Genomic DNA, 24293 nt, shown 5'->3' with positions numbered 1-24293 from the left:
ACCGTCCGGTCGGCGGCAACTCGTTTGTTGGCGGAGCGCCCTGCCCGCCCGCGCCCCGGCCCGCCCTCCCGGCCGTCCTAAAATCCCTTCCCCTCCCCCCACCCGTCCGGAACGATGACGTACATGGTGTCCACTGACCGGCTGCTGGCGTTCGGCGCCATGTCGTTGCTCTTGATCCTCATCCCCGGGCCGAGCGTGCTCTTCGTCATCGGTCGGGCGCTGTCCCAGGGGTGGCGGGCCGCACTGATCACGGTGGCCGGGAACACGCTCGGGGCGTACGTCCTCGTCGTCGCCGTGGCCTTCGGGGTGGGGTCCGTCGTGGAGCGGTCCGTGCTCGTGTTCACGGCGCTCAAGCTCGCGGGGGCCGCGTACCTCGTCTACCTGGGGATCAAGGCCTTCCGGCAGCGGCATGCGCTGCGTGCGGAGTTCGGGGCGGGCGCAGCCGCGTACGGGAACTGGCGGTCGCTGTGGGAAGGGTTCGCCGTCGGGGTGGCCAACCCGAAGACGATCGTGTTCTTCGCGGCCGTCCTGCCGCAGTTCGTGGACCGCGACCAAGGGCACGTGACGGCCCAAATGCTCACGCTCGGCCTCGTGTTCAACCTCATCGCCGTATTCTGCGACAGTGCCTGGGGCATGGTTGCCGCAACCGCCCGGAGCTGGTTCTCGCGGTCGCCGCAGCGGCTCTCCGCCGTCGGCGGGGCCGGCGGACTCGCGATGATCGGTCTGGGTGTGACCGTCGCCGTGACCGGGCGCAAGGACTGATCCGGAGCCCGACCCGAAACCTTCCCAGGGGGAAGCATGCGCGTCCACTTACCGCTCGTGTCGCTGGTCACCGTCGGCGCCGTCGGCGCCGCCCTGCTCACCGGATGTGCGGGGGAGCCCGAGATCACCCCGCCGAAGACGAACGTGAGCTTCAAGCCCGCGCCGACCTTCACCGCCCCGACCCCCAGCGCCACGGGGCCCGTGAACCCCGGCCCGGGGGTGATCCAGTGGTACGGCACCGGCGGCGAGACGCTGCTCCACGAGCTGATCTTCGCGGCGCGGAGCGTCCGGTCCCAGCACGACGCCGGCAAGATCATCATCGATCTGGGGCCCCTGTCCGCCCGGCTGGAGGAGGCCCGGGGGTACACCGTCGCCTACATCCCCGAGCAGAAGACCCAGGACACCTGGACCAAGGCCCGCGAGCGCCTCGCCTCCGGCATGGCAACGGTGCTGAACGCGTCGGGCCTCGGCACGTCGCCGGCGGACCAGGAGAAGGCCGCCGAGGCGGCGGCCATCGGCTGGGAGGAGATCGGCGAGGGGATCCAGGGACTCCGGGAGACCGACGACCAGCTCCGCGCGCTGGGCTGCATGCCGACCAAGGACCCCTGGAAGTAACGGAGTTTCGGCGGGGCCGGATGATCTACTGAGCCGACGACGACCGGTCGGGGACTCAGTACGGGGGTATGGGCGTGGGCGGGGACGGAAACGCGGACGTGAGCGTGAGCGCTGACGTGAGCGCGGACGTGGACGTGAGCGCGGACGTGGACGTGGACGTGGACGTGGAGACGAACGCGACCGGCGACTGGCACGCCGACGCGCACGCCGACCCGGACGCGCAGCGCCTCCTCGCCCTCCGCTTCGAGGAGCACCGCTCCCACCTCCGGGCCGTCGCCTACCGGATGCTCGGGTCGATCGGTGAGGCCGAGGACGCGGTCCAGGAGGCCTGGCTGCGGTTGAGCCGCACCGACGTCGCCGACGTGGAGAACCTGGGCGGCTGGCTGACGACGGTCGTGGCCCGGCTCTGCCTGAACGGGCTGCGCGCCCGCGCGACCCGCCGGGAGGACTCCCTCGACGACCGGCTGGACGGGGTCGGCCCTGCTCCGCGGATGCCCGACCCCGTCCTCGCCCGGGAGGGCGGCGTGGTCGACCCCGAGCAGGAGGTGCTGCTCGCCGATTCCGTCGGGCTGGCGCTGCTCGTGGTGCTCGAATCCCTCGCTCCGGCGGAGCGGCTGGCGTTCGTGCTGCACGACATGTTCTCCGTGCCCTTCGACGAGATCGCCCTGGTGATCGACAAGACGCCGGCGGCCACCCGGCAGCTCGCCAGCCGTGCGCGGCGCCGCGTCCAGGGCCAGGCTCCCGCGCCGGACCCGGACCTGGCCCGGCAGCGCGAGGCGGTCAGCGCGTTCTTCGCTGCCACCCGCGACGGGGACTTCGAGGCGCTGCTCTCCCTACTCCACCCGGACGTCGTCCTGCGTTCCGACGGCGGCGTGGCGCGTGCCGGCCAGTCGGTGGTCCTGACCGGCGCCCGGATCGTGGGGTCCCAGGCGGCCCTCTACAGCGCCCTCGCGCCGTTCGTCCGCCCCGTGCTCGTCAACGGGGCCGCGGGCGTGCTGTGCGTGGTCGAGGACCGGCTGATGTCGGTGATGGCCTTCACGGTCACCGGCGGCCGGATCACCGCCATCGACGTGCTCACCGATCCCGACCGGCTGGACCTCGTCGACCTCGGCCCCCTCACCTGAGGCGCCCGTACCCTCTCCTTCATGATCGACTCACGCGCGCACATCCGGATCGCCCGTCCCTCGCTCGACCTGGCCGCCGCCGAGCGGTTCTACGTGGGAGGGCTCGGGCTGGACGTCCAGTGGCGCACCACCGAGCAGGTCCCCGGCCACCACGACCTGCTGATGGTCGGGCCCCTCGGGGGCGGCTGGCACTTCGAGCTGACCCGCGACCCGGAGAACCCGGTGGCCCCCTCCCCCACCCCCGAGGACCTCTTCGTCATCTACCTCGGCGAGGCCCCCGACGAGGCCCTCGTGGCCCGGCTCGTGGAGCACGGCGGGACCCGTACGCCCGCCCACAACCCGTACTGGGACACCTACGGGGTCACCGTCACCGACCCCGACGGCTACCAGCTCGTCCTGTCCTCCCGCACCTGGGGCTGAGCGCGACGGCGGCGGGGCCGCACGCATCCGCCCCTACGGCCAGAACTGCGCCAGCGCCGCGTCCTTGAACGGCGCGGGGCTGACGCTCAGTTCCCCGGCGAAGGGCCGGTCGAGGGCCATCACGAGCAGCAGGCTGAAGCCGATCAGCCCGGCCACCGCCGAGACGAACAGCAGCTGCATCTTCAGGCTCCGCAGCCCGAAGAGGAAGGTGAGCGGGAGGATCACCAGCGCACCGCCGTACACCAGCACTTGGAGCAGCGGCGGCAGCGCCGCCTCGGCCATCGTCACGCGTGCCCGGCGCTGCGCGGCCACGTCGTTGAGGCGGCCGACGGCCTCCCCGTAGAAGGTCTCGCTCCGGGGGCCGGAGGGCTCGTAGGCCTGGAGGGCGGTGTACAGGGCGTGCGTCTGGTCGGCGGTGGCCTCGTAGCTGGGCCGGCCCTCGCGCATGAGGGGCCACTGGATCTCGACGACGGCGTGGACGTACTCCCCCACCGCCCGGTCCACGCGGGCGCGTTCGGCCGGCGGGAAGACCTCGGCGCTGCGGACGACCAGCGCCAGGTCGGTGGCCTCGGTCGCGACGATGGTCTGGGTGTTCTCCAGTTGCGTCCACAGGGTGACCACGACGAAGGCGAGGATGATGCCGTAGATCGCCCCGAACATCCCGAGGGCCACCCCGACCATCTCGTTGTGGTCGCCGTCCGCGAGGTGCGGGAAGCGGCGGCGGGCGGCCAGGCTGCCGCCGATGGCGAGGGCGACGAAGCCGCCGACGAGCAGGACGCCGAGGACGAATGTGCTGAGGTGATTGAGCAACCAGAGGATCATGTCCTGCCCAACGAGCCCCCCGCCTCCTGGGCGTCGAGCAGCTCGTCCCCGTGCTCCCGCGTCCGGCACCCCGCCCGCGATGCCCTCGTACGCGGCCTACCGGGACACGGCCGCCCGGACGGGCGGCCGTGACATCCCGCTGGGCCTGGTCACCCGTACCGGCGGCTGAATCCCGGGCGCCGGGCGTGCAGCCGCTCAGGCACGCACCTTCGGCGGCTTCGGCAGGCCGGACGACAGCGCGGTCCCGGCTCCGCCGAGGGAGGCGTCGGTCGCCTTCGAGGCGGACCCGGCGGCCGAGGCCGTGATCTCCACCGCCGTCTTCGCGTCCTTGACGGCGCCCCCGGGGTGGTCGACGATCTCGCCGACGCGCTGGGTGATCGGGGGTCCCTGGATGGCGGGCTCGTCGGCGGCGTGCGCGACGGGGCTGAGGGCGAGGGCCGCCCCTCCGGACAGGACGAGGGCGGCGAGGCTGCGCTTGATGGCGTTCATGCCCGGCCCAACGACTCGCCCGACCCCGAGTCACTGACAACGCCCGCGGCCCCGGATCGGAGGATCGATCCGGGGCCGCGGGCGTGCATGACACAGCGGGGGGGGAGGGGCCGTGGGGCCCCGGGGTCAGTCCTGGACCACCAGGGACGGGGTGGACTTCGTCAGGACCTCGCCGCGGAAGAAGGCGGGGCTGCGGCGTTCGGTGACGAACATGACGACCAGGCCGAGGGCCAGCAGGCCGACGCCGATGACGAAGACGTTGCCGACGTCGAGGCCGGGGAGCGTGGAGCCCGAGCCGTAGGACGGGTCCCAGGCGTCGTACAGGGTCTTGAAGAAGACCGAGGCCAGCAGCACGCCGCCGAGGATCGGGAAGATGCCCTTGAAGAACAGGTCGCGGGCGGAGTTGCGCAGGTCGCCGCGGAAGTACCAGACGCAGGCGAAGGCCGTCAGCGAGTAGTAGAAGCAGATCATCAGGCCGAGCGCGAAGATCGTGTCGGTCAGGACGTTCTCGCTGACCAGGGTCATCACCGTGTAGAAGACGCCGGTGGCGACACCCGCCATGATCGTGGCGCGGCCCGGGGTCTTGAACTTCGGGTGGACCTTGGCGTAGGAGGGCGGCAGCGCCTCGTACGTGGACATGGCCAGGACCGTGCGGGCCACCGGGATGAAGGTGGTCTGCAGGGAGGCGGCCGCGGAGGCCAGGACCGCGACGAAGAGCAGGACGCCGAGCACGGGGCCCATGACCGGGCCGGCGAGGGCGGCGAAGACGTTGCCGGAGGTCTCCTCGTTGGCGAGGCCGAGTCCTTCGGTGCCGGAGCCGACGGCCATCTGGGCGGCGATGCCGGTGGCCAGGTACGAGCCGACCAGGACGACCATCGCGATGAGCGAGGCGCGGCCGGGGGTCTTGGCGGAGCCGGTGGTCTCCTCGTTGGTGGCCAGGCAGGCGTCCCAGCCCCAGTACATGAAGATCGACAGCGAGAGTCCGGCGGTGAAGGCCGCCATGGACTCGACCGCGAAGGGGTTCATCCAGGACCAGGAGAAGCTCAGGCCGGTGTCGAAGGTGCCCGCCGAGGCCTTCTGGAAGGCCATCGCGACGAAGATGGCGAGGACGGCGAGCTGGAGGCCGACGAGCGCGTACTGGACGCCCTTGGTGGCCGTCATGCCGCGGTAGCTGATGGCGGTCGCGGCGGCGATGAGGGTGAGGCAGGTGACGATGTGGACGAGCTTGTTGTCGTCCAGGGCGGCGATCGATTCGTTGCCCGTGACCTCGCCGGCCAGCAGCCAGAAGTAGGAGGTGGCGACGCCGGCCAGGTTGGAGAGCACGATGATCGTGGCGATCACCAGGCCCCAGCCGCACATCCAGCCGATCCGCGGGCCGAAGGCCTTCACGGTCCAGGTGAACGAGGTGCCGCAGTCCGGCATGGCCTTGTTGAGCTCGCGGTAAGCGAAGGCGACCAGGAGCATCGGCAGGAAGCCCGCCAGGAAGATCGCCGGCATCTGCATGCCGACTTCACCCGCGGTCGAGCCGAGGGTCGAGGTCAGGCAGTAGACGGGGGCGACGGTGGAGATGCCGATGACGGCGCTTCCCACGAGGCCGACGGAGCCCTTGCCGAGGCCCTTGCCGCGCACGTCACCATCGGAGCCACCCCGGGGGGTGGCTCCGCTTACCGTGTCTCCGGCCTGGGGCCGAACGTCCAGCTGTGTCATACGTCAGGACGTTAGACGCTGCGTTTTCCACATATGGAGGACGGAAGTCCGCTCCGCCACACGCCCAAAGTCCTTCGAATCTCGAGATCGAGACTCTTCACGAGGATGTAATACAAGGTTCACAGGCCCGCCGATCATCGTTTCGGCGGACCTGGACCTTCACTTTCGCCATGCGGAAACCGCAGCACTGTCCGTTTTGACCCTTTTCAAACTTTCCGGGTCAATCTTTGGTCAAGTCCATGCGCTTTCGGTCAGGCCCAGACGATCGACTGCATCTCGCTGTAGGCGTGCAGTGCGTACGAGCCCACGTCCCGGCCGACCCCCGAACGCTTGAAGCCGCCGAAGGGCGCCTCCATGTTCCGCCCGATGGTGTTCACGCCGACCCCGCCCGCCCGCAGCCGCCGCGCCACCCGGAACGCGCGCGCCGCGTCCGCGGACCACACGTAGCTGATCAGGCCGAAGTCGCTGTCGTTGGCCAGCGCCACCGCCTCGTCCTCGTCCCCGTCGAAGGGAACGACGACCACGACCGGCCCGAAGATCTCCTCCCGGACCACCCGCATGTCGTTCGTGCAGTCGACGAGCAGCGTCGGGGCCACGTAGAAGCCCTTGCCCGCCGCGGCGCCCTCGCCCACCACCGGACGCTCGCCGCCGAAGGCGATCCGGGCGCCCTCCTTCCTGCCCAGCTCGACGTACGACTCCACGCGGTCGCGGTGCGCCGCCGAGATGACCGGGCCCACCACCGTGCCGCGCACCGCCGGGTCCCCGACCTTCATGAAGGCCAGGTAGCCCTGCAGCTTCTCCACCAGCTGCTCGTACACCGACCGGTGGACGATCACCCGGGTCGGAGCCGTGCAGATCTGCCCGGAGTAGAAGGAGAAGGTGGTGCCGATCCCCATCACCGCCGCGTCCAGGTCCGCGTCCGCCAGGACGATCGCCGCACCCTTGCCGCCCAGCTCCATCAGCTGCCGCTTCATCGTGCGGCCGCAGACCTCGGCGATGCGCTGCCCGACGCCCGTGGAACCGGTGAAGGACACCATGTCCACGTCCGGGGAGTCCACGGCCGCCTCGCCGACCTCCACCGAGGTGCCGGAGACCACGTTCACCACGCCCGCCGGGACCCCGGCCTCGTGCAGCGCCTCGGCCATCCGGAACACCGACAGCGGGTCCTGCGGGGCCGGCTTGACGACCACCGTGTTGCCCATGGCCAGCGCCGGGGCCACCTTGCCCGCCGGATTGGCCCACGGGTTGTTGTACGAGGTGATGCAGGTGACGACCCCGACCGGCTGGCGCACCTCCAGCGCCCCGAGGATGCTCGCCGCACCCATCGGCCCCGCCTCGGTGACCTGCGGCGGCAGCCCGCGCTCGACCGGTTCCAGCGCGCCCTTCGCGTACCGGCGGAAGCGGGCCACGCCCACCCCGACCTGCATGCCGCGCGCGATCCCGGTGGGGGCGCCCGTCTCGGCCTGGGCGAGCGCCGCCCAGGGCTCGTACTCGCGCTGGATGATGTCCGCGGCCCGGTCCAGGATCGCGGCCCGCTCCTCCGGCTTCGTACGGGACCAGCTCTCGAAGGCCGCGGCCGCGGCGCGCGCCGCGTCCTCGACCTGGCCGCGCGAGGCCTCGGGGGCCAGGCCGACGACGGATTCGTCGGCCGGGTTGACCACCTCGTAGTGCCCGCCCGCCGGCTCGACCCACTCGCCGCCGATGTAGAGCTTCTGCGGGTTGTCCGTAGCGCTGCTCACCTGGTGCTCACCGTCCTCGTGTCCCGGCCCGAACGGAGCACGATCCCCGGGATCGCCCCCGTGACCTCGTCGTCGCGGATGGTCTCCACGCCGTTGACGCGTACGGACACCATGCCGATCGCCCGCGCGTCCAGCCGCGGGCTGTCCCCGGGCAGGTCGTGCACCAGCGTGGCCGGTCCCGCCTCGATCCGCTCCGGGTCGAAGAGCACCAGGTCCGCGTGGAAGCCCTCGGCGATCCGGCCGCGCTCGCGCAGCCCGAACAGCTGGGCCGGGTCGTCGGTGAGCATCCGTACCGCCTGTTCCAGCGGCACCAGCTTGCGGCCGCGCAGGCAGTCCCCGAGGAAACGGGTCGTGTACGGGGCTCCGCACATGCGGTCCAGGTGGGCGCCGGCGTCGGAGCCGCCGAGCATGACGTCCTCGTGCTGCCAGGTCTCGGCGCGCAGCGCCCAGCTCGCCGGGTCGTTGTCGGTCGGCATGGGCCAGAGCACCGTACGCAGGTCGTCGTTGGCGCAGATCTCCACCAGGCACTGGAAGGCGTCCTGGCCGCGCTCGGCCGCGATGTCGTTGACCACGCGGCCGGACAGGCCCTCGTTCGCCTCACTGTAGGTGTCGCCGATGACGTAGCGGCCGAAGTTGGCCAGGCGCCGGAAGACCCCGGCCTCCTTGCTGGCCGCGCGGCGCAGCATCTCGGCGCGCACCTCGGCGTCGCGCAGCTTCGCGATGCGCTCGGGGACGGGCAGGCCCAGGATCTCGCCCCAGCCGGGGATGAGGTTGAGGGCGCAGAAGGTGCCCAGCGACATGTTCATGGGGGTCAGGATCGGCATCGTCAGCGCGACGATGCGGCCGCCGGCCTTGCGGGCGCGCTCGCTGGGGATCAGCTGGCGCGGCACGCGCTCGGGGACGGAGGCGTCGATGGTCAGGACGTTCCAGTTCAGGGGCCGTCCGGCGGCCGCGCTCATCTCGACGAAGAGGTCGATCTCCTCGTCGGCGAACTGGTCCAGGCAGCCCGCGACGATCGCTTCGAGCTGGGTGCCCTCGTGTTCGGCGACCGCCCGGGAGAGCGCGAGGAGCTCCTCGGGCTTGGCGTGCCGGGAGGCGACGGGGGCGCCGGAGCCGTCGGAGTGGGTGGAGGACTGGGTGGTCGACAGGCCCCAGGCGCCGGCGTTCATGGCGTCGTGGAACAGGTCGAGCATCGCCTGCATCTGCTCCTCGGTGGGCTGGCCGCCGACGGCGTCCTCGCCCATGACGTGCCGGCGCAGCGCGCAGTGGCCGACCATGAAGCCGGCGTTGACCGCTATGCGGCCGTCGAGCGCGTCGAGGTACTCGCCGAAGGTGGACCAGGTCCAGTCGACGCCCTCTTCGAGGGCCTTGAGCGCCATGCCCTCGACCTTGCTCATCATGCGGCGGGTGTAGTCGGCGTCCTCGGGGCGGGCGGGGTTGAGGGGAGCCAGGGTGAATCCGCAGTTGCCGCCCGCGACGGTGGTCACTCCGTGGTTCATGGAGGGGGTCGCGTACGGGTCCCAGAAGAGCTGGGCGTCGTAGTGCGTGTGGGGGTCGATGAACCCGGGGGTGAGGACGAGGCCGGTCGCGTCCTCGCTGGTCGCCGCGGGTTCGGTGACGGTTCCCGGCGGGGCGATGACGGCGATGCGGCCGTCGCGTATCCCTACGTCGGCCACGCGGGCCGGGGCGCCGGTCCCGTCCACGACGGTGGCGCCCTTGATCAGGTGGTCGAGCATGACGTCCTCTCTGCCGGTGTTCGCATTGCGCGCCGTGTCCTGGGGCTCCGCCCCGGACCCAGCTCCTCAAACGCCGGAGGGGCTGAATTTCCCGGACCGTCGGCGGTCAGGTGCGGGCTGACGCCCGCCAAAATCCAGCCCCTCCGGCGTTTGAGGAGCGGGGGTCCGGGGGCTGGTCCCCGGCAGCGGTGCCGCACGGGTACCGCCGGGAGCCCCGGTCGGGGTCCGCCGGGCCGGCCGCAGCCACGGCGTGACTCCGGCCGGGGCCGGTTGTGGGGCGGCGGTCCGGGAAGACGCCGCCCCCGTTCCCCCGCCGGGCTACGCGCCTTCGCGGAAGCGCGTGGTGCGGTGCACCGGGTCGGTGTCGATGTGCGGGATGACGTGCTCGCCGATGAGCTTGATGGTGGTCATCGTGTCCTCGGGCGAGACGCCGGTCGGCAGGCCGAAGGAGAGCTGGTCTGCGCCGGCCTCCTCCCAGCGCTTGCACTGCGCGCGGACCTCGGACGGGTCGCCGCAGATGAGCAGCTCCTCCTCGATCAGCAGCTCGACGATCTCCGCGTTGTACTCGGGGAGGATCTCGGGCCACTCGGGGATGATCTCGGGGCGCGGGAAGGTGTCGTGGTAGCGGAAGACCAGCGACTGGAAGCGGTTCATGTTGGCGTTGACGGCGATCTCGACGGCCTTGTCGTGGGTCTCGGCGCAGATCGCGGTCGAGGTGACCATGACGTTGTCGTTGACGAAGGCGCCGATGGCCTTCGCCTCCTGGATCGCGGTCTTGTACTGCTCCAGCACCCAGGCCATGTCGGAGACCTTCTGGACGCTGAAGCCGAGGACTCCGAGGCCCTTCTTGGCGGCCATGGCGTACGAGGAGGGGGAGCCGGCGGCGTACCACATGGCCGGGTGGGCCTTGCCGTACGGCTTGGGGAAGATCTTGCGCGGCGGGAGCGACCAGTGCTTGCCCTGGAACCCCTCGTACTCCTCCTGGAGGAACATCTTGGGGAACTCGGCGATGGTCTCTTCCCAGATCTCCTTGGTGCCGTTCATGTCCTCGATGCCGGGAAGGAAGCCGAGGATCTCGTGACTGCCGGCGCCGCGGCCGGTGCCGAACTCGAAGCGCCCCTTGGAGAGGTGGTCGAGCATGGCGACCTTCTCGGCCACCTTGACCGGGTGGTTGACCGGGGCGAGCGGGTTGAAGATGCCGGAGCCGAGGTGGATGCGCTCGGTGGCGTGAGCGAGGTACCCGAGGAACACCTCGTTCGCCGACAGGTGCGAGTACTCCTCCAGGAAGTGGTGCTCGGAGGCCCAGGCGTACTTGAACCCGGACTTGTCCGCCTGGATGACGTACTCGGTCTCCTCGATCAGCGCCTTGTGCTCTGCCTCGGGGTCGACCTTGGACCGTGCCTCAGGCACGTATCCCTGCACAAAGAGCCCGAATTCCAAGGGGATTCACCGTCCTTCTGTTTCTGACGTTGCGTCAGATTCGATGTCACGACTGTTCCATCGCGGGGGCGGGAGCGTCAATACCTGACGCTCCATCAGATATGGTCGGGCGGAGCTAGAGGATGCTGACGCCCGCCATCCAGCCCCCGTCGATCACGAACGGCTGGCCGGTGATGTAGGAGGAGTCCTCGCTGGTCAGGAACAGCGCCAGCTTCGCTATCTCCTCCGGCTGGCCCACCCGGCCCATCGGCACCACGCGCTGGTAGAGCTCCGCCATGGCGTCCCGGGCCTCCTGGGGCAGGTCGGCCGGATTCGTGTTCCCGGGGGTGGCCATCGCGGTGTCCACGGCCCCCGGGCACATCGCGTTGACCCGGATGTTCTTCGCGGCCAGCTCCAGCGCGGCCACCCGGGTCAGGCCCAGGATCGCCGCCTTGGTCGCCGCGTACGTGCCCACGTACGCCATGCCCGTCAGGCCCGTGTACGAGGAGGTGTTGACGATCGTGCCGCCGCCGGCCGCCTCGATCTCCGGGGCCACCGACTTGATGCCGAGGAAGGCGCCGACCTGGTTGACCTGGACCACGTGCTGGAACTCCTCCAGCGGGGTCGCGGTCAGCTCGTTGAAGCGCAGGATGCCCGCATTGTTGACCAGGCCGTTGACCTCGCCGAAGGCCTCCTTCGCCGCCGCGATGGCGACCGCCCAGTCCTCCTCCCGGCTCACGTCCATCCGTACGTACCGGGCCCGGTCCTCGCCGATCTCCTTGGCGACCGCCGTGCCCTGCTCGTCCAGCACGTCCCCCAGGAGCACCTTGGCCCCCTCCGCGGCGAAGAGCCGGGCCTCCTGCTCGCCCTGGCCGCGCGCGGCACCCGTGATGATGACGACGCGTCCGTCCAGCTTGCCCATACCCGTAGCTCCTAGTCGTTGAGGAGTGGGCCCACTTCGGACCCGAAAGCGGTGATCTGGTCGATGAGTTCGGCCCGGTCGCGGTTGCGGAAGCGGACCTGGATCTGGTCGATGCCGATCGCCTTGTACGCGCGCAGCGACTCGGCGAGCGCCTCCGCCTTGCCGGTGAGGGTCCGCCGGCCGGTGTCCCAGCCGGGCTCGCCGACGTACAGCGGCGCGGTGATCGCGCCGAACTCCACGGGTCCGGTCACCCCCGCCTCGGCGCGGAGCTCCTTGATCCGGGCGATCTGCGCCGGGAGCTTGTCGAGCGGGTCGCCCTGCGGCAGCCAGCCGTCGCCGCGCACGGCGGCCCGGCGGACGGCGGCGGGCGAGGAGCCGCCCACCCAGACCGGGATCCGGTCCTGGACGGGGCGGGGCAGCTGCCCGAGGTCCTTGAAGGAGAACAGCTCGCCCTCGAACTCCGGGTACTCCTCGGGCCCGAGGGCGGCGCGCAGCGCGTCGAGGGTCTCGTCGAGGACGGCGCCGCGGCGCGCGAAGTCCACGCCGAGCACCTCGAACTCCTCCTTCACGTGCCCCGCGCCGACGCCGAGGATCAGCCGGCCGCCGGAGAGGTGGTCGACGGTGGCGTACTGCTTGGCGCTGAGCAGCGGGTGGCGCAGGCCGAGGATCGCGACGTGGCTGAGCAGCCGCACGTTCTCGGTGATCCCGGCCAGGAAGGAGAGGGTGGCTATCGGGTCGTACCAGATGGTGCTCATGGGGCCGGCCATGTGCCGCGGGATGGCCACGTGGTCGCAGGTGGCGACGTAGCCGAAGCCGGCCCGGTCGGCCGCGCGGGCGACCGCGGCGAGATCGGCCGCGCCGGCCGTCGCCTCCCAGGGCTCGGCATAGATGGTGCTCTGCGACTGGATCGGGAGCTGCATCCCGTAGACCAGCCGACCTTCCGGAAACACGCGCGCCATGGGCCGTACCCGCCTCGTCCTCGACTGCCGATTCGTCATACCGGTGCGGGGGCCATCGTCGTAGCTGACGGGTCGTCAGGCAAGGGGTTCGACGGCGCACGGCGTTCCGCTCCCTCGTCGAAACCCCGGGTACCCCGCTAGGGTGCCGCCCGTGGATCTCTTTCTGACGCTGATCAGCGGGCTGGCCTGGACCCTCGTGTACGTCGAGGCGATCCGGGTGGGGCTGCGCGACCGGACGTACGCGATGCCGGTCGCGGCGCTCGCGCTGAACTTCGCGTGGGAAAGCACCTACGCCTTCTACGAGTTCCACAACTCCGGAGTCACCGCGCAGGGCGTCGTCAACGTCGTGTGGGCCGTCGCCGACATCGTCATCGTGTACACCTACCTGCGCTACGGGCGGGCCGAGTTGCCCGGCTTCGTGACCCGGCCGCTGTTCGCCGTCTGGAGCGTGCTCGTCTTTGCGAGCGCCTTCGCCGTGCAGTGGCTCTTCATCGCCCACTTCGGCACGCACGACTCGAGCCGGTACTCGGCGTTCCTGCAGAACCTGCTGATGTCCGGCCTGTTCATCGCCCTCTACGCGAGCCGGGGCGGCCGGCACGGGCAGTCGCTGGTGATCGCCGTCGCCAAGTGGCTCGGCACGCTCGCGCCGACCTTCCTCTTCGGAGTCATCGAGGACGCACCGTTCATCCTCGGGCTCGGGCTGCTGTGCGCCGTGTTCGACCTGGCGTACATCGCCCTGCTGGCCCGCGACCCGGCTGCGGGCGGGAAGGCGGCGGCGGGCGAGGTGGCTGCTGCGGCCGAGCCCGTCAGAAGCCCTTCGGCCCCATCACGATGACCGGCTTGGCCGCCGGGTCGAGGGTCTCCAGGACCTTCTGCATCGCGGCCTTCGGGATGCCCACGCAGCCCTGCGAGGGGCCGTCGTGGTCCACGTGGAGCCAGATGTTGCCGCCCTTCTCCTCGCCCTCGGGCTTCGTCGGGTCGAGCGGACTCACCCCCGTCCTGCGGTTGAAGTCGATGGCGACGACATAGTCGAAGGAGCCGCGCAGCGACTCACCGTTGACCCCGCGGCCCGTCGCCACGAAGGAGCGGTCCTGGTCGTACGGGAACTTCGTGCCCGGCGGCTTCGCCAGCAGCCCGCCCGCGTCGGTGAGCGCGAACACGCCCTCGGGAGAGGTCAGGTCCCCGTACGTACGCTCCGTGGACCAGCCCTTGGCTCCGTTGCGCGCGGGCCAGCTCTCGCTCTTCGCCCAGTCGGCGCCGGCCGCCGGACGGGTGTACAGGGCCGCGGTGGACTCCGAGGAGTCCTTCGCCTTGCCGGTGACCAGGATGAGCTGGCGGGCGTCCGCGGGGATCTTCGCCCGGGTCTGCTCGCTGACCTCGGGCAGTCCCTGGAGGGGGTCGCGCTCGGCGGCCCGCGCGGCCCGCTCCTCCGCCGGCGGCCGGGCGTCGGCCGCCACGCGGGCCGTGGCGTTGGCCGGCGGGTCCTGGGCCAGGTACACCCAGCCCGCGCCGAAACCGAGCAGCCCCAGGGCGGCCGCGAAGGCGAGCGGGCGCGAGCCGCGGGAGCCCCGAGATCCCCGGGAGCCACCGTCGGCGCGCCGCGTACCGCCGGCGCGGGAGCGTCGGGACGGGCGGGTCGTACCGGGTGTGCGGGACGGACGGGTCGCGCGGGAGCCGGCTCGGGCGTGCTTGCTCATTGACCCGACCGTACACAGCCGATCTTCATTTTTGTTGACCGGTCAAGCGCCCGGCGTTTCCCCGGCGGGTCGCGCGGCCGGTGACCCGGCCGGGAACCAGACCCGGACCATCAACCCGCCGCCCGGCGCCGGGTTGGCCCGCGCCGTCAGTTCCGCGCCGTGCGCCCGCGCGATCGAGGCGACGATCGAAAGCCCCAACCCGGCGCCCTCGCCCGCCGTATGCTGCCGCTCCGCCCGCCGCCGGAAGGGCTCCAGCAGCCGCGGCACGTCCCCCGGCTCGATCACCGGACCGGTGTTGGAGACCGTCAGCACCCCCTCCGGGGAGGTCGCCACCTCCAGGCGGCCGCCCGCGCGGTTGTGACGTACGGCATTGGCCAGCAGGTTCCGTACGAGGTGCCCCAGGAGGATCCGGTCGCCCGCAACGGTCAGCGGCGCCAGGTCCCGTACCACCACCAGGTCCTGAGGGGCCGTCCCCTCGACGCCCGCCAGCTCCGCCTCCGCGAGCCCCGCCAGGTCCACCGGCTCCGTCGCCTCCAAGCCCTCCTCCGAGACGGCGAGCAGGAGCAGTGACTCGACGAGGTGCTGACTGGAGTCGGCGACCTCGATCAGCTTGGAGCGGATCCGGGCCACCTTCTCCGGCGGCGGGTCACCCGCCAGCCCGATCTCGGCGGCCGCCCGCTGGACGGCGAGGGGGGTGCGCAGCTCGTGGGCGGCGTTCGCGGCGAACCGTCGCTGCGCACCGACCAGCTCCTCCATCCGGTCGAGCATCCCGTCGAAGGTGTCCGCCAGCCGCTTGAGTTCGCCGGGCGGGGCCTGGAGGCCGATCCGCTCGTGGAGGTTGGCGCCGGACAGCCGCCGGGCCGTCTCGGTGATCACGCCGAGGGGGCGCAGGACGCGGCCGGCCATCCACCAGGCCAGCCAGATGGACAGGACGGCGAAGACGGCGAGGGCGACGAGGGAGACGACCAGCAGCTCGTGGAGGGTGGCCTGCTCGACGGCGGTGGAGAGGTTGCGGGTGGCCTGCCACTGGGCGAGCTGCTCGGGGCCCGGGGTGGTCCCGGGGCTCGGACTGGCCGGGGTGGCGCCCGGGATGCGGGGGGCGATGGTCTCGCCGGGTACGGGGACCTGCTCGCCCGGGATCACGGAGGGGAACGGGGTGCCCTTGATGGCCGGGACGGTGGTGGTGACGGCCCCGCTGATGCGGGTGTAGAGGCCGTTGCGGAGCAGGATGTTGATCAGTGCGATGAGGCCGCCGCCCGCGAGGAGCAGCAGGGAGCCGTAGAGGACGGTGAGACGGGCGCGCTCGGAATGGAGCACTGCTCTCATCGCGGATCACCGATCCGGTATCCGGCGCCCGGGACCGTCTCGATCAGCGGCGGCTCCCCCAGCTTGGCGCGCAGCTTGCTCAGGGTCACCCGTACCGCGTTGGTGCTGTACGAGGTGTCCTCCTCCCACACCTGCTCGATCAGGTCGTCACTGCTGAGGACCGCGCCCTCCGCGCGCAGCAGCGACTCCAGGACGGCGAACTCCTTGCGCGAGAGCGCCAGCCGGCGCCCCTCCCGGGTGGCGGTGCGCCGCGCGACGTCCACGGCCACCCCCGCCCGCTCCAGCACCGGCGGCAGGGCCGGCTGGGCGCGCCGGCCGAGCGCCAGGACGCGGGCGAGCAGCTCGTCGTAGGCGAAGGGCTTGGTGAGGTAGTCGTCGGCGCCGAGGCCGAGGCCCTCCACCCGGTCCCGTACGGTCCCGGAGGCCGTCAGCATCAGGACGCGGGTCAGCAGCCGCTCGCGCACCACCTGGCGGCAGACCTCGTCGCCGTGCAGGCCCGGCAGGTCGCGGTCCAGTACGAGGACGTCGTACGCGCCCAGGCGCAGGCGGCGCAGGGCCTCCAGGCCGTCGCTCGCCTCGTCGACGGCCAGCGCGTCGCCGCGCAGCCCCTCGGCGATCATCTCCCGCAGGAACTCCTCGTCCTCCACCACCAGAACTCGCATGGCGTCCTCTTTACCGGAGCGGCGTATTTCGCCGTTGTAAGCACGAGCCGTTAGAGAAGCGAAACCCGCTGTTCGCGCAGTCTCGGACCCATGAAGCGATCCACGACCATGACCACGGCCGCGCTCCTCACCGGCCTCACCCTCTTCGTCACCGCGTGCACGGGCGGCGCCGGCGGATCGGACAAGAAGGAGGGCTCCTCGCAGTCCGGCGGAGCCGGCGGCTCGGGCGGCGGCACGGACGCCGACAACGCCCTCAAGCTGCGCAAGTGCCTGCGCGACAACGGCGTCGACGCCCCCGACCCGAAGCCCGGCGAGGACGCGCGCGGTATGACGGTGGGTGCGGGCGCGGACCAGGAGGTGCTGAAGAAGGCCATGGAGAAGTGCGGGATGTCGGCCCCCGGCGGCGGTGGCGAGATGCCGCAGGCCGAGAAGGACAAGGCCCTCGCCCAGGCCAAGTGCATGCGGGACCACGGCTTCGACATGCCGGACCCGGAGTTCAACGGGAACGCGCGGACGGGGTTCTCCCTCCCCGAGGGGGCCGACAAGGACAAGTTCATGGACCAGCTCAACAAGTGCGGCGCGGACAAGTGAGCAAGCGCAGGAAATGGGTCCTGGGCTCGCTGTTCGTCGTACTCGCCGTCACCGGCGGCGGGTACGCGGTCGTGGCCCAGCCGGCGACCGACGGCGGCGGCTCGAAGCAGGACCGCTCGGACGGGCTGCCGGGGGCCACCTCCCCGGTCACGCGCGGCGACCTGAGCTCCGGGTTCAAGGCCGACGGGACGCTCGGCTTCGCGAAGGAACGCAAGCTCAACGCGGTGGGCGCGGACGCGCCCGGCGGCGCGGGCGGGGCGGGCGGCGCCCCCGGAGGCGCCGGGGCGGGGGCGGGTTCCGGCTCCGGCTCCGCGACCCTGACCTGGGTGGCGCCCGCCGGCTCCTCCGTCGAGCGCGACGGCAAGCTCTACGAGGTCAACGGCAAGCCGGTGCGCCTGATGTACGGCTCCACCCCCGTGTACCGGTCCATGAAGTCCGGGGACAAGGGCGAGGACGTCAAGCAGCTCAAGCAGAACCTCCAGGCCCTCGGCTTCGGCACCGGCCTGGACACCTCGGACGGCACCTTCACCGACGGCACGGCCACCGCCGTCAAACGCTGGCAGAAGGCCCACAAAACAAAAGAGACCGGCGAGGTCGGCAAGGGCGACGTCGCCTTCGCCTCCGGACCCCAGCGGATCCAGAAGAGCGACATGGCGGTCGGCGACGAGGCGGCCGCCGGCAAGCCCGTCATGACCCTGACCGGCACCGAGCGGATGGTCCGCCTGCAGCTCGACGTGGCCAAGGCGGGCAAGGTCAAGACCGGCGACCCGGTGACCGTGAGCCTGCCCGGCGGCGGCACCGCCAAGGGCAAGATCAGCTCGATGGGCACCACCGCCAACGGCGACGACCCGTCCTCGGGAGGCGGGGGCGGCGGCGGTGGCGGCGACAAGAAGCCTAAGGTCGACGTCGAGATCGCCCTCGACAACCCCGCCGAGGCCACGGGCCCCGACCAGTCCCCGGTCTCGGTGGGCCTGACGGGCGAGGTCCGCAAGGGAGTGCTCTCCGTACCGGTCAACTCGCTCCTCGCCCTCGCCGAAGGCGGCTTCGGAGTCCAGGTCGTCGAGAACGGCACGGTCCGCGAGGTCAAGGTCGAGCTCGGCATGTTCGGCCAGGGCCGGGTGGAAGTGAAGGGGGACGCCCTCAAGGAGGGCATGCTCGTAGGAGTCCCCGCGTCATGAACCAGCACGCCCACGCGGTCGTCGAACTGACCGGCGTCACCAAGGAGTACCCCGGCGGGGTCGCGGCCCTGCGCGGAGTCGACCTCACCGTCCTGAACGGCGAACTCCTCGCCATCGTCGGCCCGTCCGGCTCCGGAAAGTCCACGCTCCTGCACATCGTCGGAACCCTCGACCGGCCCACCGCCGGGCGCGTCGCCATCGCCGGGTACGACATCGCGAGCCTCTCCGACCGCTCCCTCTCCGCCCTGCGCTCCCGCCACGTCGGCTTCGTCTTCCAGTCCTTCCACCTCGTCCCCGGCATCAGCGCCCGCGCCAACGTCGCCGAGGGCCTCCTCTACTCCGGCCTCTCCCGCGCCGAACGCGGACGCCGGGCGGAACGCGCCCTGGAGCGCGTCGGCCTCGGCGACCGCATGGACCACCGTCCCCACGAACTGTCCGGCGGGCAGAAGCAGCGCGTGGCGATCGCCCGCGCAGTGGCGGGCGAACCGGACCTGCTGCTCGCCGACGAGCCGACGGGCGCCCTGGACACGGCGTCCGGCGAGTCGGTGATGGAACTGCTGCACGAGCTCAACCAGGACGGGGCCACCATCGCCGTGATCACCCACGACAACGAGATCGCGGCGAGCCTGCCCCGGCAGGTCCGCATCCGCGACGGCGAGATCGTGGCCGACGTGTGGAACGCGGACGCGCTGGGGGTGGGCGCGTAATGGGTGCCCGTACGAAGCCCCGCGCGGCCGGCAAAAAAGCGCGCAAGCTCTCTCCACCCCGCCTCGGCCCCCGCGACGTGTTCCACGTGGGATCGGCGGGGCTGCGCTCGCGGCCGATGCGCGTGTTCCTGTCCGCGCTCGGGATCGCGATCGGCATCGCGACGATGATCGCGGTCGTCGGCATCTCCTCGTCCAGCCAGGCCAAGCTGCTCCAGGAACTCGACAAGCTCGGCACGAACATGCTGGTCGCGACGCCCGGCCAGTCGATGTTCTCGGGACAGGACACCACGCTCCCCAAGGACGCCCCCGGCATGATCGCCCGGATCGACGGGGTCGAATCGGTCGGCACAACAGGAGACGTGAAGGAATCCGTCCGCCGCAGCGAGAACATCCCCAAGGAGGAGACGGGCGGCATCGCCCTCAAGGCGGCGAAGGACGAGCTCCTGAAGACCCTCCGGGCCCGGATGCGGAGCGGCAGCTGGCTCAACGAGGCGACGGGCCGCTACCCGTCCGTGGTCCTCGGACACGTCTCCGCCGAGCGCCTGGGCATCACGGCGCCGGGCGGGCAGGTGTTCATCGCCGGGCAGTACTTCACGGTCATCGGCATCCTCGACCCGATCCCCCTCGCCCCGGAGATCGAACGCTCGGCACTCATCGGCTGGGACGCCGCCCAAAACCTCCTGGCCTTCGACGGCCACCCCACCTCCATCTACGAACGCTCCGCCGACGACCGCGTCCAGGAGGTCCGCAACCTCATCGCCAAGACGGCCAACCCCGAGAGCCCCACCACGGTCTCGGTCACCGACCCCTCGGCGGCCCTGCAGGCGAAGGCCGCCACCGAGGGCGCCTTCAGCACCCTCCTCCTCGGCCTGGGCGGCATCGCCCTGCTGGTGGGCGGGGTCGGGGTGGCCAACACGATGATCATCTCGGTACTGGAACGCCGCCACGAGATCGGCCTGCGCCGCTCCCTGGGCGCCACCAAGGGCCAGATCCGCATCCAGTTCGTCACGGAGTCCCTGCTCCTGTCGGGCCTGGGCGGCCTGGCCGGCATCGCCCTGGGCGGCGCGGCCACGGCGGTGTACGCCCGAGCCGGCGACCTCCCCTGGGTGGTCCCCCTCTGGGCGGTCACCGGAGGCTTCGCAGCCACCCTGGCCATCGGCACGGTGGCAGGCCTCTACCCGGCGGTCCGGGCAGCGAAGCTGTCCCCGACACTGGCACTGCAGGCGGGGTAGGCACCGGGCCCCGGGCGCGCACCGGCACACGGGACGGGAGGATCGGGGCATGGCGAGCACGTCGGACACGATCGAACTGAGCGAGGACGAGCTGCGGGAGATCACGGGCTACGCGGCCGATTGTGCGCGCAGGGCCCTCCAGGTCTTCGAGCAAGAGCATCCCGGCGAGGCCCGCCCCCGCGAGGCCATCGAGGCGGCAGAGGCGTTCGCCGGGGGCGGCCGGCGCACGGCCGCCCTGCGGCAGTGCGCGTGGGCGGCCTACAAGGCGGCGCAGGAACCCGGTTCGCCCGCGGCGACCGACGCGGCACGCGCGGCGAGCCACGCAGCCGGCGCCGCCTACCTCCACCCGAAGGCGAGCCCCCACCAGATCAAACACATCCTGGGCGCCGCAGCGCACGCGGCACGCGCGGAAGAACTGGCAGCGGAGGAGAACACCCGGACCGCTGCACGCACCCTCGCATGGGCAAGCGGTCACGCACCCCCGGCCGTCTCCCACGTCCTGGCCCGCATGCCCGCCCCACCCGCCGGAGGCGGCCGCGTAGGAGAGCTCATCCGCGCACTCGACGCCGCCCTGAGACCCACCCCCCAGACCGCCCCCTGAGGTCATCCGCCCCTCCACCCTTCCAGATCAGCCACGGCCGGTCGGCAGCCGCTAAACCGAGCGAGAGTACGTATCGATCTGTCGCGCCCACCGACCCTGAGGGGCTGGTGGGCGTCCTTGCGCTCGGGGTGGCTGTCGACGGTCACGGGAAGGGTGTCCAGACGCCCGGCCCTGGATGCTCCGACCGCCCCGCACGTCCGTACCGACTGAGATCACGGCCCTGCCGGGCCCGTGCCCAGACGGCCACCGGCCGGAGAGGGCACAGGCATGCCAAACCGGCCCGCTCCTCCCCCCTCCTCCCCCCGGCCGTTCCCCGGGGGGATCCCGGAAGTCTTGTGGCGTTTCGGTGTGGGCCGGTCGGTCAAGGGTGGCCGAAGGCCATCGCGAAGCGACGCGACCGCAGGGAGCGCCCTTGAGGGACCGGCCCACACCGAAACGCCACAAGACTTCCGGGACGCCCCCCGAAACCCCACGAAGCCAAGCACCAACCCGCAGCCCACGCCCCCAGCCCCCAACCCCCGCCACCCACCCAGCCCCTGCCCCCCACCCAACCCCCGCCCCCTCCGACCTCTCCCGCCCCCGAACCCCCCGTCGTACGCTGGCCTGATGCACACTTCACCGCGAACTCCTCGGCAGGCAGCCAGAATCGTCGTCCTCAACCCCGCCGGATCCGTGTTCCTCTTCCGCGAGAACAACGTGGAAGTCGGCATCCACTGGCTGCCGCCCGGCGGTGGCATCGATCCCGGGGAGACGCCCGAGGAGTGCGTGCGGCGGGAGTTGCGGGAAGAGACGGGGTGGACGGACCTGGAGCCGGAGCGGCTGCTCTGCACCTGGGAGCACGACTTCACGCACCAGGGCATCCCGGTACGCCAGTACGAGCACATCTACGTGACCAGCGGCCCGCACCGCGATCCGGTCCCGGAGTACCCCGAGGCCCACTGGCGGTGGCTGTCGCCGCGGAACCTCGCCACCCTCGGCGAACCGCTGTGGCCGCCGCGCCTCGCCGAGCTGCTCGACGAGGCCCCCGCCGAGCCCGTGCACCTGGGCCTGCTCGCCTGATCTCAGCGCGGCATCCTCCCGGACAGCTCCCGGGCGGCCGCGCGCAGCACGTCCTCCGCGGAGGCTTCGTAGGAGCCCGGGAGCGGCGGGACCCGGAGGTCGCCCACGCCCGCCCGCTCCGCCAGTACCAGCACGGTGGTGACGAATCCCTCCGAGAGGGCGCGGATGACGGCGTGGCCGGCGTGTCCGTAGCGGGCCACGAGGGCTTCGGTGAAGACGCCGAGAGCGGCCGGGTCGATCTGGCACTCGTCCATCTCCATCGGACCGATGCCCGACGGGAGGCCGAGTTCCTCCTCGAAGAGGGCCACTTGGCGGTGGAAGAGCCGGGCGGCGCCGCTCGCGGGGTTCCAGAGGGTCTCGTCCCCGACCTCGTAGTACTGGCTCACCGGCCTCCGCCGGTCCCCGCGGCCGTCGCGCGCGCGTACAGCTCCGCCGCGTAGCCGGTCAGGATCGTGCTCGTCGAGACGTCGTCCGTGTCCCCGCCGGTCAGGATGCCGATGATCTTCCCGTCGGCGGCGATCCACGCGCTGCCGCTCGTGCCCCCGGGGAAGTCCGCGCAGTCGAAGCGCTGTTCCGTGGCGCTGAGCCGCACCGCGCGGGACAGGCAGGTGCGCGGGACCTTGCGGTCCGACGGGTAGCCCGTCACCGTGACCTGCTCGTCCGTGCGGCCCGTGGTGTCCAGGACGGCGGCGCCGGTGACGTCCTCGATGTTGCGGCCCGAGGCGTCGGGGGCGAGGCGGACGAAGGCCAGGTCGTAGTCGTCGTTCGTCCCGTCCGACCACCGCGGGTCCTCGAAGACCTCCGCGAGCTTCCAGGTGCCGTACGGGGCCCGCCCGTCCGCGTACGCGGGTGCGAAGGAGGCTCCGCCTTCTCCGGCCCGGCCGGCGCGCAGGCAGTGGCCGGCGGTGACGATCAGGTTCCGCCCGGGGCTGTGCACGACGGTCGCCGTACAGAAGTGGTCACCCGTCACGTCCCCCTCGAACAGCGCCCCGGCGAAGGCGGTGGGCCCGCCCTGCGCGGAGGGCGAAGCCGACGCGCCGGGGGTCCGGGCGGCGGACGACCGGGACGCGTCCGGCGCCTGCGGCCGCGAAGACGACTGCGCTTGCGATGGCAACGGAGTTGCAGTGGGCGACACCCCTCCAGGCGCCGTCTTCACCTGACCGGGGGCCTTGCCGTCGTCGGCCGGGACCACCTTCGTCATGGCCGCGGACGCGCCCAGCGCCGCCATCACACACAGCACCGCGGTCACCACGGCCCGCTTGTCCATCACCGACAACCCTCCCCAATTTGCTCCGGCGAAGCATGCCTCGCCCGCGGCGACCCCCGCAAGAGGGATCCCCCGCTCCCAACCGTTGACAGCACCCCGATCACCCTCCACACTCATCCGTATCCACTGGAAACAGTTTACGGAGGACACAAAATGATCGCCACCGCCGCCGCCATCACCGCCACCGCCCTGGCCACCCCCGCGGCCGCCCTCCTCCCCCTCCTCACCCACCGCGCCCTGCGCCGCGCACAGGCCGCCAAGACCCTGCGGATCGACTCCCCGCACGGCATCGACGAGCAGGGCTTCGTCCGCATCGGCGGCATCGACCAGTGGATCTCGGTCCGCGGCGAGGACCGCACCAACCCGGTCCTCGTCGAGATCCACGGCGGCCCCGGCGCCGCCAACTCCATCTACACGGCCCGCACCCGCAGTTGGGAGCGGCACTTCACGATCGTCCGCTGGGACATGCGCGGCGCCGGCAAGACCTTCGGCCGCGGCGGCCCGGCGGGCCAGGGCGAGGCCACCTTCGAGCGGCTCTACGAGGACGCCCTGGAGGTCACCCGGTACGCCCAGGACCTGCTGCGCGTCGAGCGGGTGGTGCTCCTTGCCAACTCCTACGGCAGCACCTTCGGGCTGCGGCTGGCCCGCAACCACCCCGAGCTCTACTCCGCCTACGTGGGCACCGACCAGAACATCCAGACGGCCGGCCGCGACACCTCGGCCTACAACGCCCTGCTGGAGCGGCTGCGCGCCGCCGGGAAGGCGAAGCCGCTCGCGCAGGTCGAGGCGATCGGCGCCGACCAGCACGCGTGGACTCCGAAGGAGCGGGCGACGTACGCCAAGTTCTGCGCGCAGAGCGACCCGCTGACGTTCGCCACGCTCAAGAAGGTGGTCCTGGGCTCGATGTGGCTGTCGCCGCTGCACTCGCTGCGCGATCTGCGGGACTTCTTCCGCGGGCAGAACTTCTCGGAGCAGATCACCGAGGGCACCGCGGACTTCGACGACCTGGCCGACGGCACCCGCTTCGAGATCCCGTTCTTCGTCTTCCAGGGCGAGCACGACGTCCTCACCCCGACGGCCTCGGCCAAGGCCTTCTTCGACGAGGTCGAGGCCCCGGTGAAGCGGTTCGCCCTCATCGAGGACTGCAGTCACTTCGCCTCGTTCGCCCGCCCGGACCGTTTCCTGGAGCTCCTCCAGACCCACGTCCGCCCGGCGCTGACGGGCGAGCACCGCTCGGCCGTCTGACCACCCCGGCCCCG

General features: G+C 71.7%; 25 protein-coding genes. 12 read left to right on the top strand and 13 right to left on the bottom strand.

Annotation, left to right across the window (positions count from 1 at the left end):
• The first annotated feature begins 123 nt into the window (after positions 1 to 123).
• The 4 genes from OG898_RS15055 (at position 124) to OG898_RS15040 (ending at position 2921) form a co-directional block, all read left to right on the top strand.
• Positions 124 to 762, top strand: a complete 639-nt coding sequence (locus tag OG898_RS15055; protein WP_266957345.1) for a LysE family translocator — start codon at positions 124 to 126, stop codon at positions 760 to 762.
• A gap of 36 nt (positions 763 to 798) precedes the next feature.
• Positions 799 to 1377 carry a hypothetical protein gene (locus OG898_RS15050; RefSeq protein ID WP_266957343.1) on the top strand — a complete coding sequence of 193 codons (579 nt, stop codon included), beginning with the start codon at positions 799 to 801 and terminating at the stop codon, positions 1375 to 1377.
• Between the two features lie 104 nt (positions 1378 to 1481).
• Complete coding sequence (locus OG898_RS15045) at positions 1482 to 2501, top strand: sigma-70 family RNA polymerase sigma factor (protein ID WP_266957341.1); 1020 nt, start codon at positions 1482 to 1484, stop codon at positions 2499 to 2501.
• 21 nt (positions 2502 to 2522) lie between these two features.
• Positions 2523 to 2921: a VOC family protein gene (locus tag OG898_RS15040; RefSeq protein ID WP_266957339.1), complete on the top strand. Its 399-nt coding sequence runs from the start codon at positions 2523 to 2525 to the stop codon at positions 2919 to 2921.
• A gap of 33 nt (positions 2922 to 2954) precedes the next feature.
• Here the strand turns inward: OG898_RS15040 and OG898_RS15035 are convergent, their stop codons facing one another.
• The 8 genes from OG898_RS15035 to OG898_RS15000 all read right to left on the bottom strand — a co-directional run bounded on the left by OG898_RS15035 (position 2955) and on the right by OG898_RS15000 (position 12714).
• Positions 2955 to 3743: a DUF4239 domain-containing protein gene (locus tag OG898_RS15035; protein WP_250742625.1), complete on the bottom strand. Its 789-nt coding sequence runs from the start codon at positions 3741 to 3743 to the stop codon at positions 2955 to 2957.
• A 195-nt stretch (positions 3744 to 3938) separates the two neighbouring features.
• Positions 3939 to 4232 carry a hypothetical protein gene (locus tag OG898_RS15030; protein WP_250742627.1) on the bottom strand — a complete coding sequence of 98 codons (294 nt, stop codon included), beginning with the start codon at positions 4230 to 4232 and terminating at the stop codon, positions 3939 to 3941.
• Between the two features lie 126 nt (positions 4233 to 4358).
• Positions 4359 to 5939, bottom strand: a complete 1581-nt coding sequence (locus OG898_RS15025) for an APC family permease (protein ID WP_250742629.1) — start codon at positions 5937 to 5939, stop codon at positions 4359 to 4361.
• Between the two features lie 251 nt (positions 5940 to 6190).
• Entirely contained in the window at positions 6191 to 7678 is a 1488-nt protein-coding gene (locus OG898_RS15020; protein WP_266957336.1) for an aldehyde dehydrogenase family protein, read from the bottom strand.
• Complete coding sequence (locus tag OG898_RS15015; protein ID WP_250742632.1) at positions 7675 to 9414, bottom strand: amidohydrolase family protein; 1740 nt, start codon at positions 9412 to 9414, stop codon at positions 7675 to 7677. The genes OG898_RS15020 and OG898_RS15015 overlap by 4 nt, the downstream gene beginning before the upstream one ends.
• Before the next feature lie 318 nt (positions 9415 to 9732).
• The gene (locus tag OG898_RS15010) at positions 9733 to 10854 is read right to left on the bottom strand and encodes an LLM class flavin-dependent oxidoreductase (RefSeq protein WP_250742633.1); all 1122 of its coding nucleotides are present in this window, start codon (positions 10852 to 10854) and stop codon (positions 9733 to 9735) included.
• A 115-nt stretch (positions 10855 to 10969) separates the two neighbouring features.
• Entirely contained in the window at positions 10970 to 11755 is a 786-nt protein-coding gene (locus OG898_RS15005) for an SDR family NAD(P)-dependent oxidoreductase (RefSeq protein ID WP_266957333.1), read from the bottom strand.
• Positions 11756 to 11766: 11 nt separating this feature from the next.
• A complete protein-coding gene (locus tag OG898_RS15000) occupies positions 11767 to 12714 on the bottom strand; it encodes an LLM class F420-dependent oxidoreductase (RefSeq protein WP_250742636.1) in 948 nt (315 codons plus the stop codon).
• Positions 12715 to 12865: 151 nt separating this feature from the next.
• Here OG898_RS15000 and OG898_RS14995 point away from each other — a divergent pair, with 151 nt between their 5' ends.
• Positions 12866 to 13549 (top strand): hypothetical protein, encoded by a 684-nt coding sequence (locus tag OG898_RS14995; protein WP_266957330.1) that lies wholly within the window; start codon positions 12866 to 12868, stop codon positions 13547 to 13549.
• On the opposite strand, the gene OG898_RS14990 is transcribed toward OG898_RS14995, so the two are convergent.
• Genes OG898_RS14990 through OG898_RS14980 form a run of 3 tightly spaced genes read right to left on the bottom strand, consistent with a single transcriptional unit; the run spans position 13521 to position 16399 of the window.
• The gene (locus tag OG898_RS14990; RefSeq protein ID WP_250742638.1) at positions 13521 to 14411 is read right to left on the bottom strand and encodes a hypothetical protein; all 891 of its coding nucleotides are present in this window, start codon (positions 14409 to 14411) and stop codon (positions 13521 to 13523) included. The genes OG898_RS14995 and OG898_RS14990 overlap by 29 nt on opposite strands.
• 42 nt (positions 14412 to 14453) lie before the next feature.
• A complete protein-coding gene (locus OG898_RS14985) occupies positions 14454 to 15737 on the bottom strand; it encodes a HAMP domain-containing sensor histidine kinase (protein WP_266957327.1) in 1284 nt (427 codons plus the stop codon).
• Positions 15734 to 16399, bottom strand: a complete 666-nt coding sequence (locus tag OG898_RS14980) for a response regulator transcription factor (protein WP_250742641.1) — start codon at positions 16397 to 16399, stop codon at positions 15734 to 15736. The genes OG898_RS14985 and OG898_RS14980 overlap by 4 nt, the downstream gene beginning before the upstream one ends.
• 90 nt (positions 16400 to 16489) lie before the next feature.
• Here OG898_RS14980 and OG898_RS14975 point away from each other — a divergent pair, with 90 nt between their 5' ends.
• The 6 genes from OG898_RS14975 (at position 16490) to OG898_RS14950 (ending at position 21767) form a co-directional block, all read left to right on the top strand.
• On the top strand, positions 16490 to 16990 hold the full coding sequence (locus OG898_RS14975) for a hypothetical protein (RefSeq protein WP_250742642.1): 501 nt from the start codon (positions 16490 to 16492) through the stop codon (positions 16988 to 16990).
• Entirely contained in the window at positions 16987 to 18168 is a 1182-nt protein-coding gene (locus tag OG898_RS14970; RefSeq protein ID WP_266957324.1) for a peptidoglycan-binding protein, read from the top strand. The genes OG898_RS14975 and OG898_RS14970 overlap by 4 nt, the downstream gene beginning before the upstream one ends.
• Positions 18165 to 18875 (top strand): ABC transporter ATP-binding protein, encoded by a 711-nt coding sequence (locus OG898_RS14965; protein ID WP_266957322.1) that lies wholly within the window; start codon positions 18165 to 18167, stop codon positions 18873 to 18875. Before OG898_RS14970 ends, OG898_RS14965 begins: the two co-directional genes overlap by 4 nt.
• Positions 18875 to 20107: an ABC transporter permease gene (locus OG898_RS14960; RefSeq protein WP_266957320.1), complete on the top strand. Its 1233-nt coding sequence runs from the start codon at positions 18875 to 18877 to the stop codon at positions 20105 to 20107. The genes OG898_RS14965 and OG898_RS14960 overlap by 1 nt, the downstream gene beginning before the upstream one ends.
• Positions 20108 to 20156: 49 nt before the next feature.
• Positions 20157 to 20708, top strand: a complete 552-nt coding sequence (locus OG898_RS14955) for a putative immunity protein (RefSeq protein ID WP_266957318.1) — start codon at positions 20157 to 20159, stop codon at positions 20706 to 20708.
• A gap of 606 nt (positions 20709 to 21314) precedes the next feature.
• Positions 21315 to 21767 carry an NUDIX hydrolase gene (locus OG898_RS14950; protein WP_250742649.1) on the top strand — a complete coding sequence of 151 codons (453 nt, stop codon included), beginning with the start codon at positions 21315 to 21317 and terminating at the stop codon, positions 21765 to 21767.
• Positions 21768 to 21769: 2 nt separating this feature from the next.
• Here OG898_RS14950 and OG898_RS14945 read toward each other — a convergent pair whose 3' ends face one another.
• Positions 21770 to 22153 (bottom strand): DUF6086 family protein, encoded by a 384-nt coding sequence (locus OG898_RS14945; protein WP_266957316.1) that lies wholly within the window; start codon positions 22151 to 22153, stop codon positions 21770 to 21772.
• Entirely contained in the window at positions 22150 to 23034 is an 885-nt protein-coding gene (locus OG898_RS14940) for a serine protease (RefSeq protein WP_250742651.1), read from the bottom strand. The genes OG898_RS14945 and OG898_RS14940 overlap by 4 nt, the downstream gene beginning before the upstream one ends.
• 153 nt (positions 23035 to 23187) lie before the next feature.
• Here OG898_RS14940 and OG898_RS14935 point away from each other — a divergent pair, with 153 nt between their 5' ends.
• Positions 23188 to 24279 carry an alpha/beta fold hydrolase gene (locus tag OG898_RS14935; RefSeq protein WP_250742652.1) on the top strand — a complete coding sequence of 364 codons (1092 nt, stop codon included), beginning with the start codon at positions 23188 to 23190 and terminating at the stop codon, positions 24277 to 24279.
• The last annotated feature ends 14 nt before the right edge of the window (positions 24280 to 24293 follow it).

This window comes from Streptomyces sp. NBC_00193 (assembly GCF_026342735.1).
Classification (GTDB): Bacteria; Actinomycetota; Actinomycetes; order Streptomycetales; family Streptomycetaceae; genus Streptomyces; species Streptomyces stoeckheimensis.
The sequence above is the reverse complement of the archived record's forward strand: the minus strand, read 5'-3'. Positions and strand labels throughout refer to the sequence as shown.

What these genes read in the sequence shown, in the direction of transcription:
- OG898_RS14950 (WP_250742649.1), top strand. Translation starts at nt 21,315, where the DNA reads ATGCACACTTCACCGCGAACTCCTCGGCAGGCAGCCAGAATCGTCGTC.
- OG898_RS15005 (WP_266957333.1), bottom strand. Translation starts at nt 11,755, where the DNA reads ATGGGCAAGCTGGACGGACGCGTCGTCATCATCACGGGTGCCGCGCGC.
- OG898_RS14935 (WP_250742652.1), top strand. Translation starts at nt 23,188, where the DNA reads ATGATCGCCACCGCCGCCGCCATCACCGCCACCGCCCTGGCCACCCCC.
- OG898_RS15030 (WP_250742627.1), bottom strand. Translation starts at nt 4,232, where the DNA reads ATGAACGCCATCAAGCGCAGCCTCGCCGCCCTCGTCCTGTCCGGAGGG.
- OG898_RS14955 (WP_266957318.1), top strand. Translation starts at nt 20,157, where the DNA reads ATGGCGAGCACGTCGGACACGATCGAACTGAGCGAGGACGAGCTGCGG.
- OG898_RS14960 (WP_266957320.1), top strand. Translation starts at nt 18,875, where the DNA reads ATGGGTGCCCGTACGAAGCCCCGCGCGGCCGGCAAAAAAGCGCGCAAG.
- OG898_RS15040 (WP_266957339.1), top strand. Translation starts at nt 2,523, where the DNA reads ATGATCGACTCACGCGCGCACATCCGGATCGCCCGTCCCTCGCTCGAC.
- OG898_RS15055 (WP_266957345.1), top strand. Translation starts at nt 124, where the DNA reads ATGGTGTCCACTGACCGGCTGCTGGCGTTCGGCGCCATGTCGTTGCTC.
- OG898_RS14975 (WP_250742642.1), top strand. Translation starts at nt 16,490, where the DNA reads ATGAAGCGATCCACGACCATGACCACGGCCGCGCTCCTCACCGGCCTC.
- OG898_RS15025 (WP_250742629.1), bottom strand. Translation starts at nt 5,939, where the DNA reads ATGACACAGCTGGACGTTCGGCCCCAGGCCGGAGACACGGTAAGCGGA.
- OG898_RS14940 (WP_250742651.1), bottom strand. Translation starts at nt 23,034, where the DNA reads ATGGACAAGCGGGCCGTGGTGACCGCGGTGCTGTGTGTGATGGCGGCG.
- OG898_RS15035 (WP_250742625.1), bottom strand. Translation starts at nt 3,743, where the DNA reads ATGATCCTCTGGTTGCTCAATCACCTCAGCACATTCGTCCTCGGCGTC.
- OG898_RS15000 (WP_250742636.1), bottom strand. Translation starts at nt 12,714, where the DNA reads ATGGCGCGCGTGTTTCCGGAAGGTCGGCTGGTCTACGGGATGCAGCTC.
- OG898_RS14980 (WP_250742641.1), bottom strand. Translation starts at nt 16,399, where the DNA reads ATGCGAGTTCTGGTGGTGGAGGACGAGGAGTTCCTGCGGGAGATGATC.
- OG898_RS15015 (WP_250742632.1), bottom strand. Translation starts at nt 9,414, where the DNA reads ATGCTCGACCACCTGATCAAGGGCGCCACCGTCGTGGACGGGACCGGC.
- OG898_RS14985 (WP_266957327.1), bottom strand. Translation starts at nt 15,737, where the DNA reads ATGAGAGCAGTGCTCCATTCCGAGCGCGCCCGTCTCACCGTCCTCTAC.
- OG898_RS14990 (WP_250742638.1), bottom strand. Translation starts at nt 14,411, where the DNA reads ATGAGCAAGCACGCCCGAGCCGGCTCCCGCGCGACCCGTCCGTCCCGC.
- OG898_RS15050 (WP_266957343.1), top strand. Translation starts at nt 799, where the DNA reads ATGCGCGTCCACTTACCGCTCGTGTCGCTGGTCACCGTCGGCGCCGTC.
- OG898_RS14965 (WP_266957322.1), top strand. Translation starts at nt 18,165, where the DNA reads ATGAACCAGCACGCCCACGCGGTCGTCGAACTGACCGGCGTCACCAAG.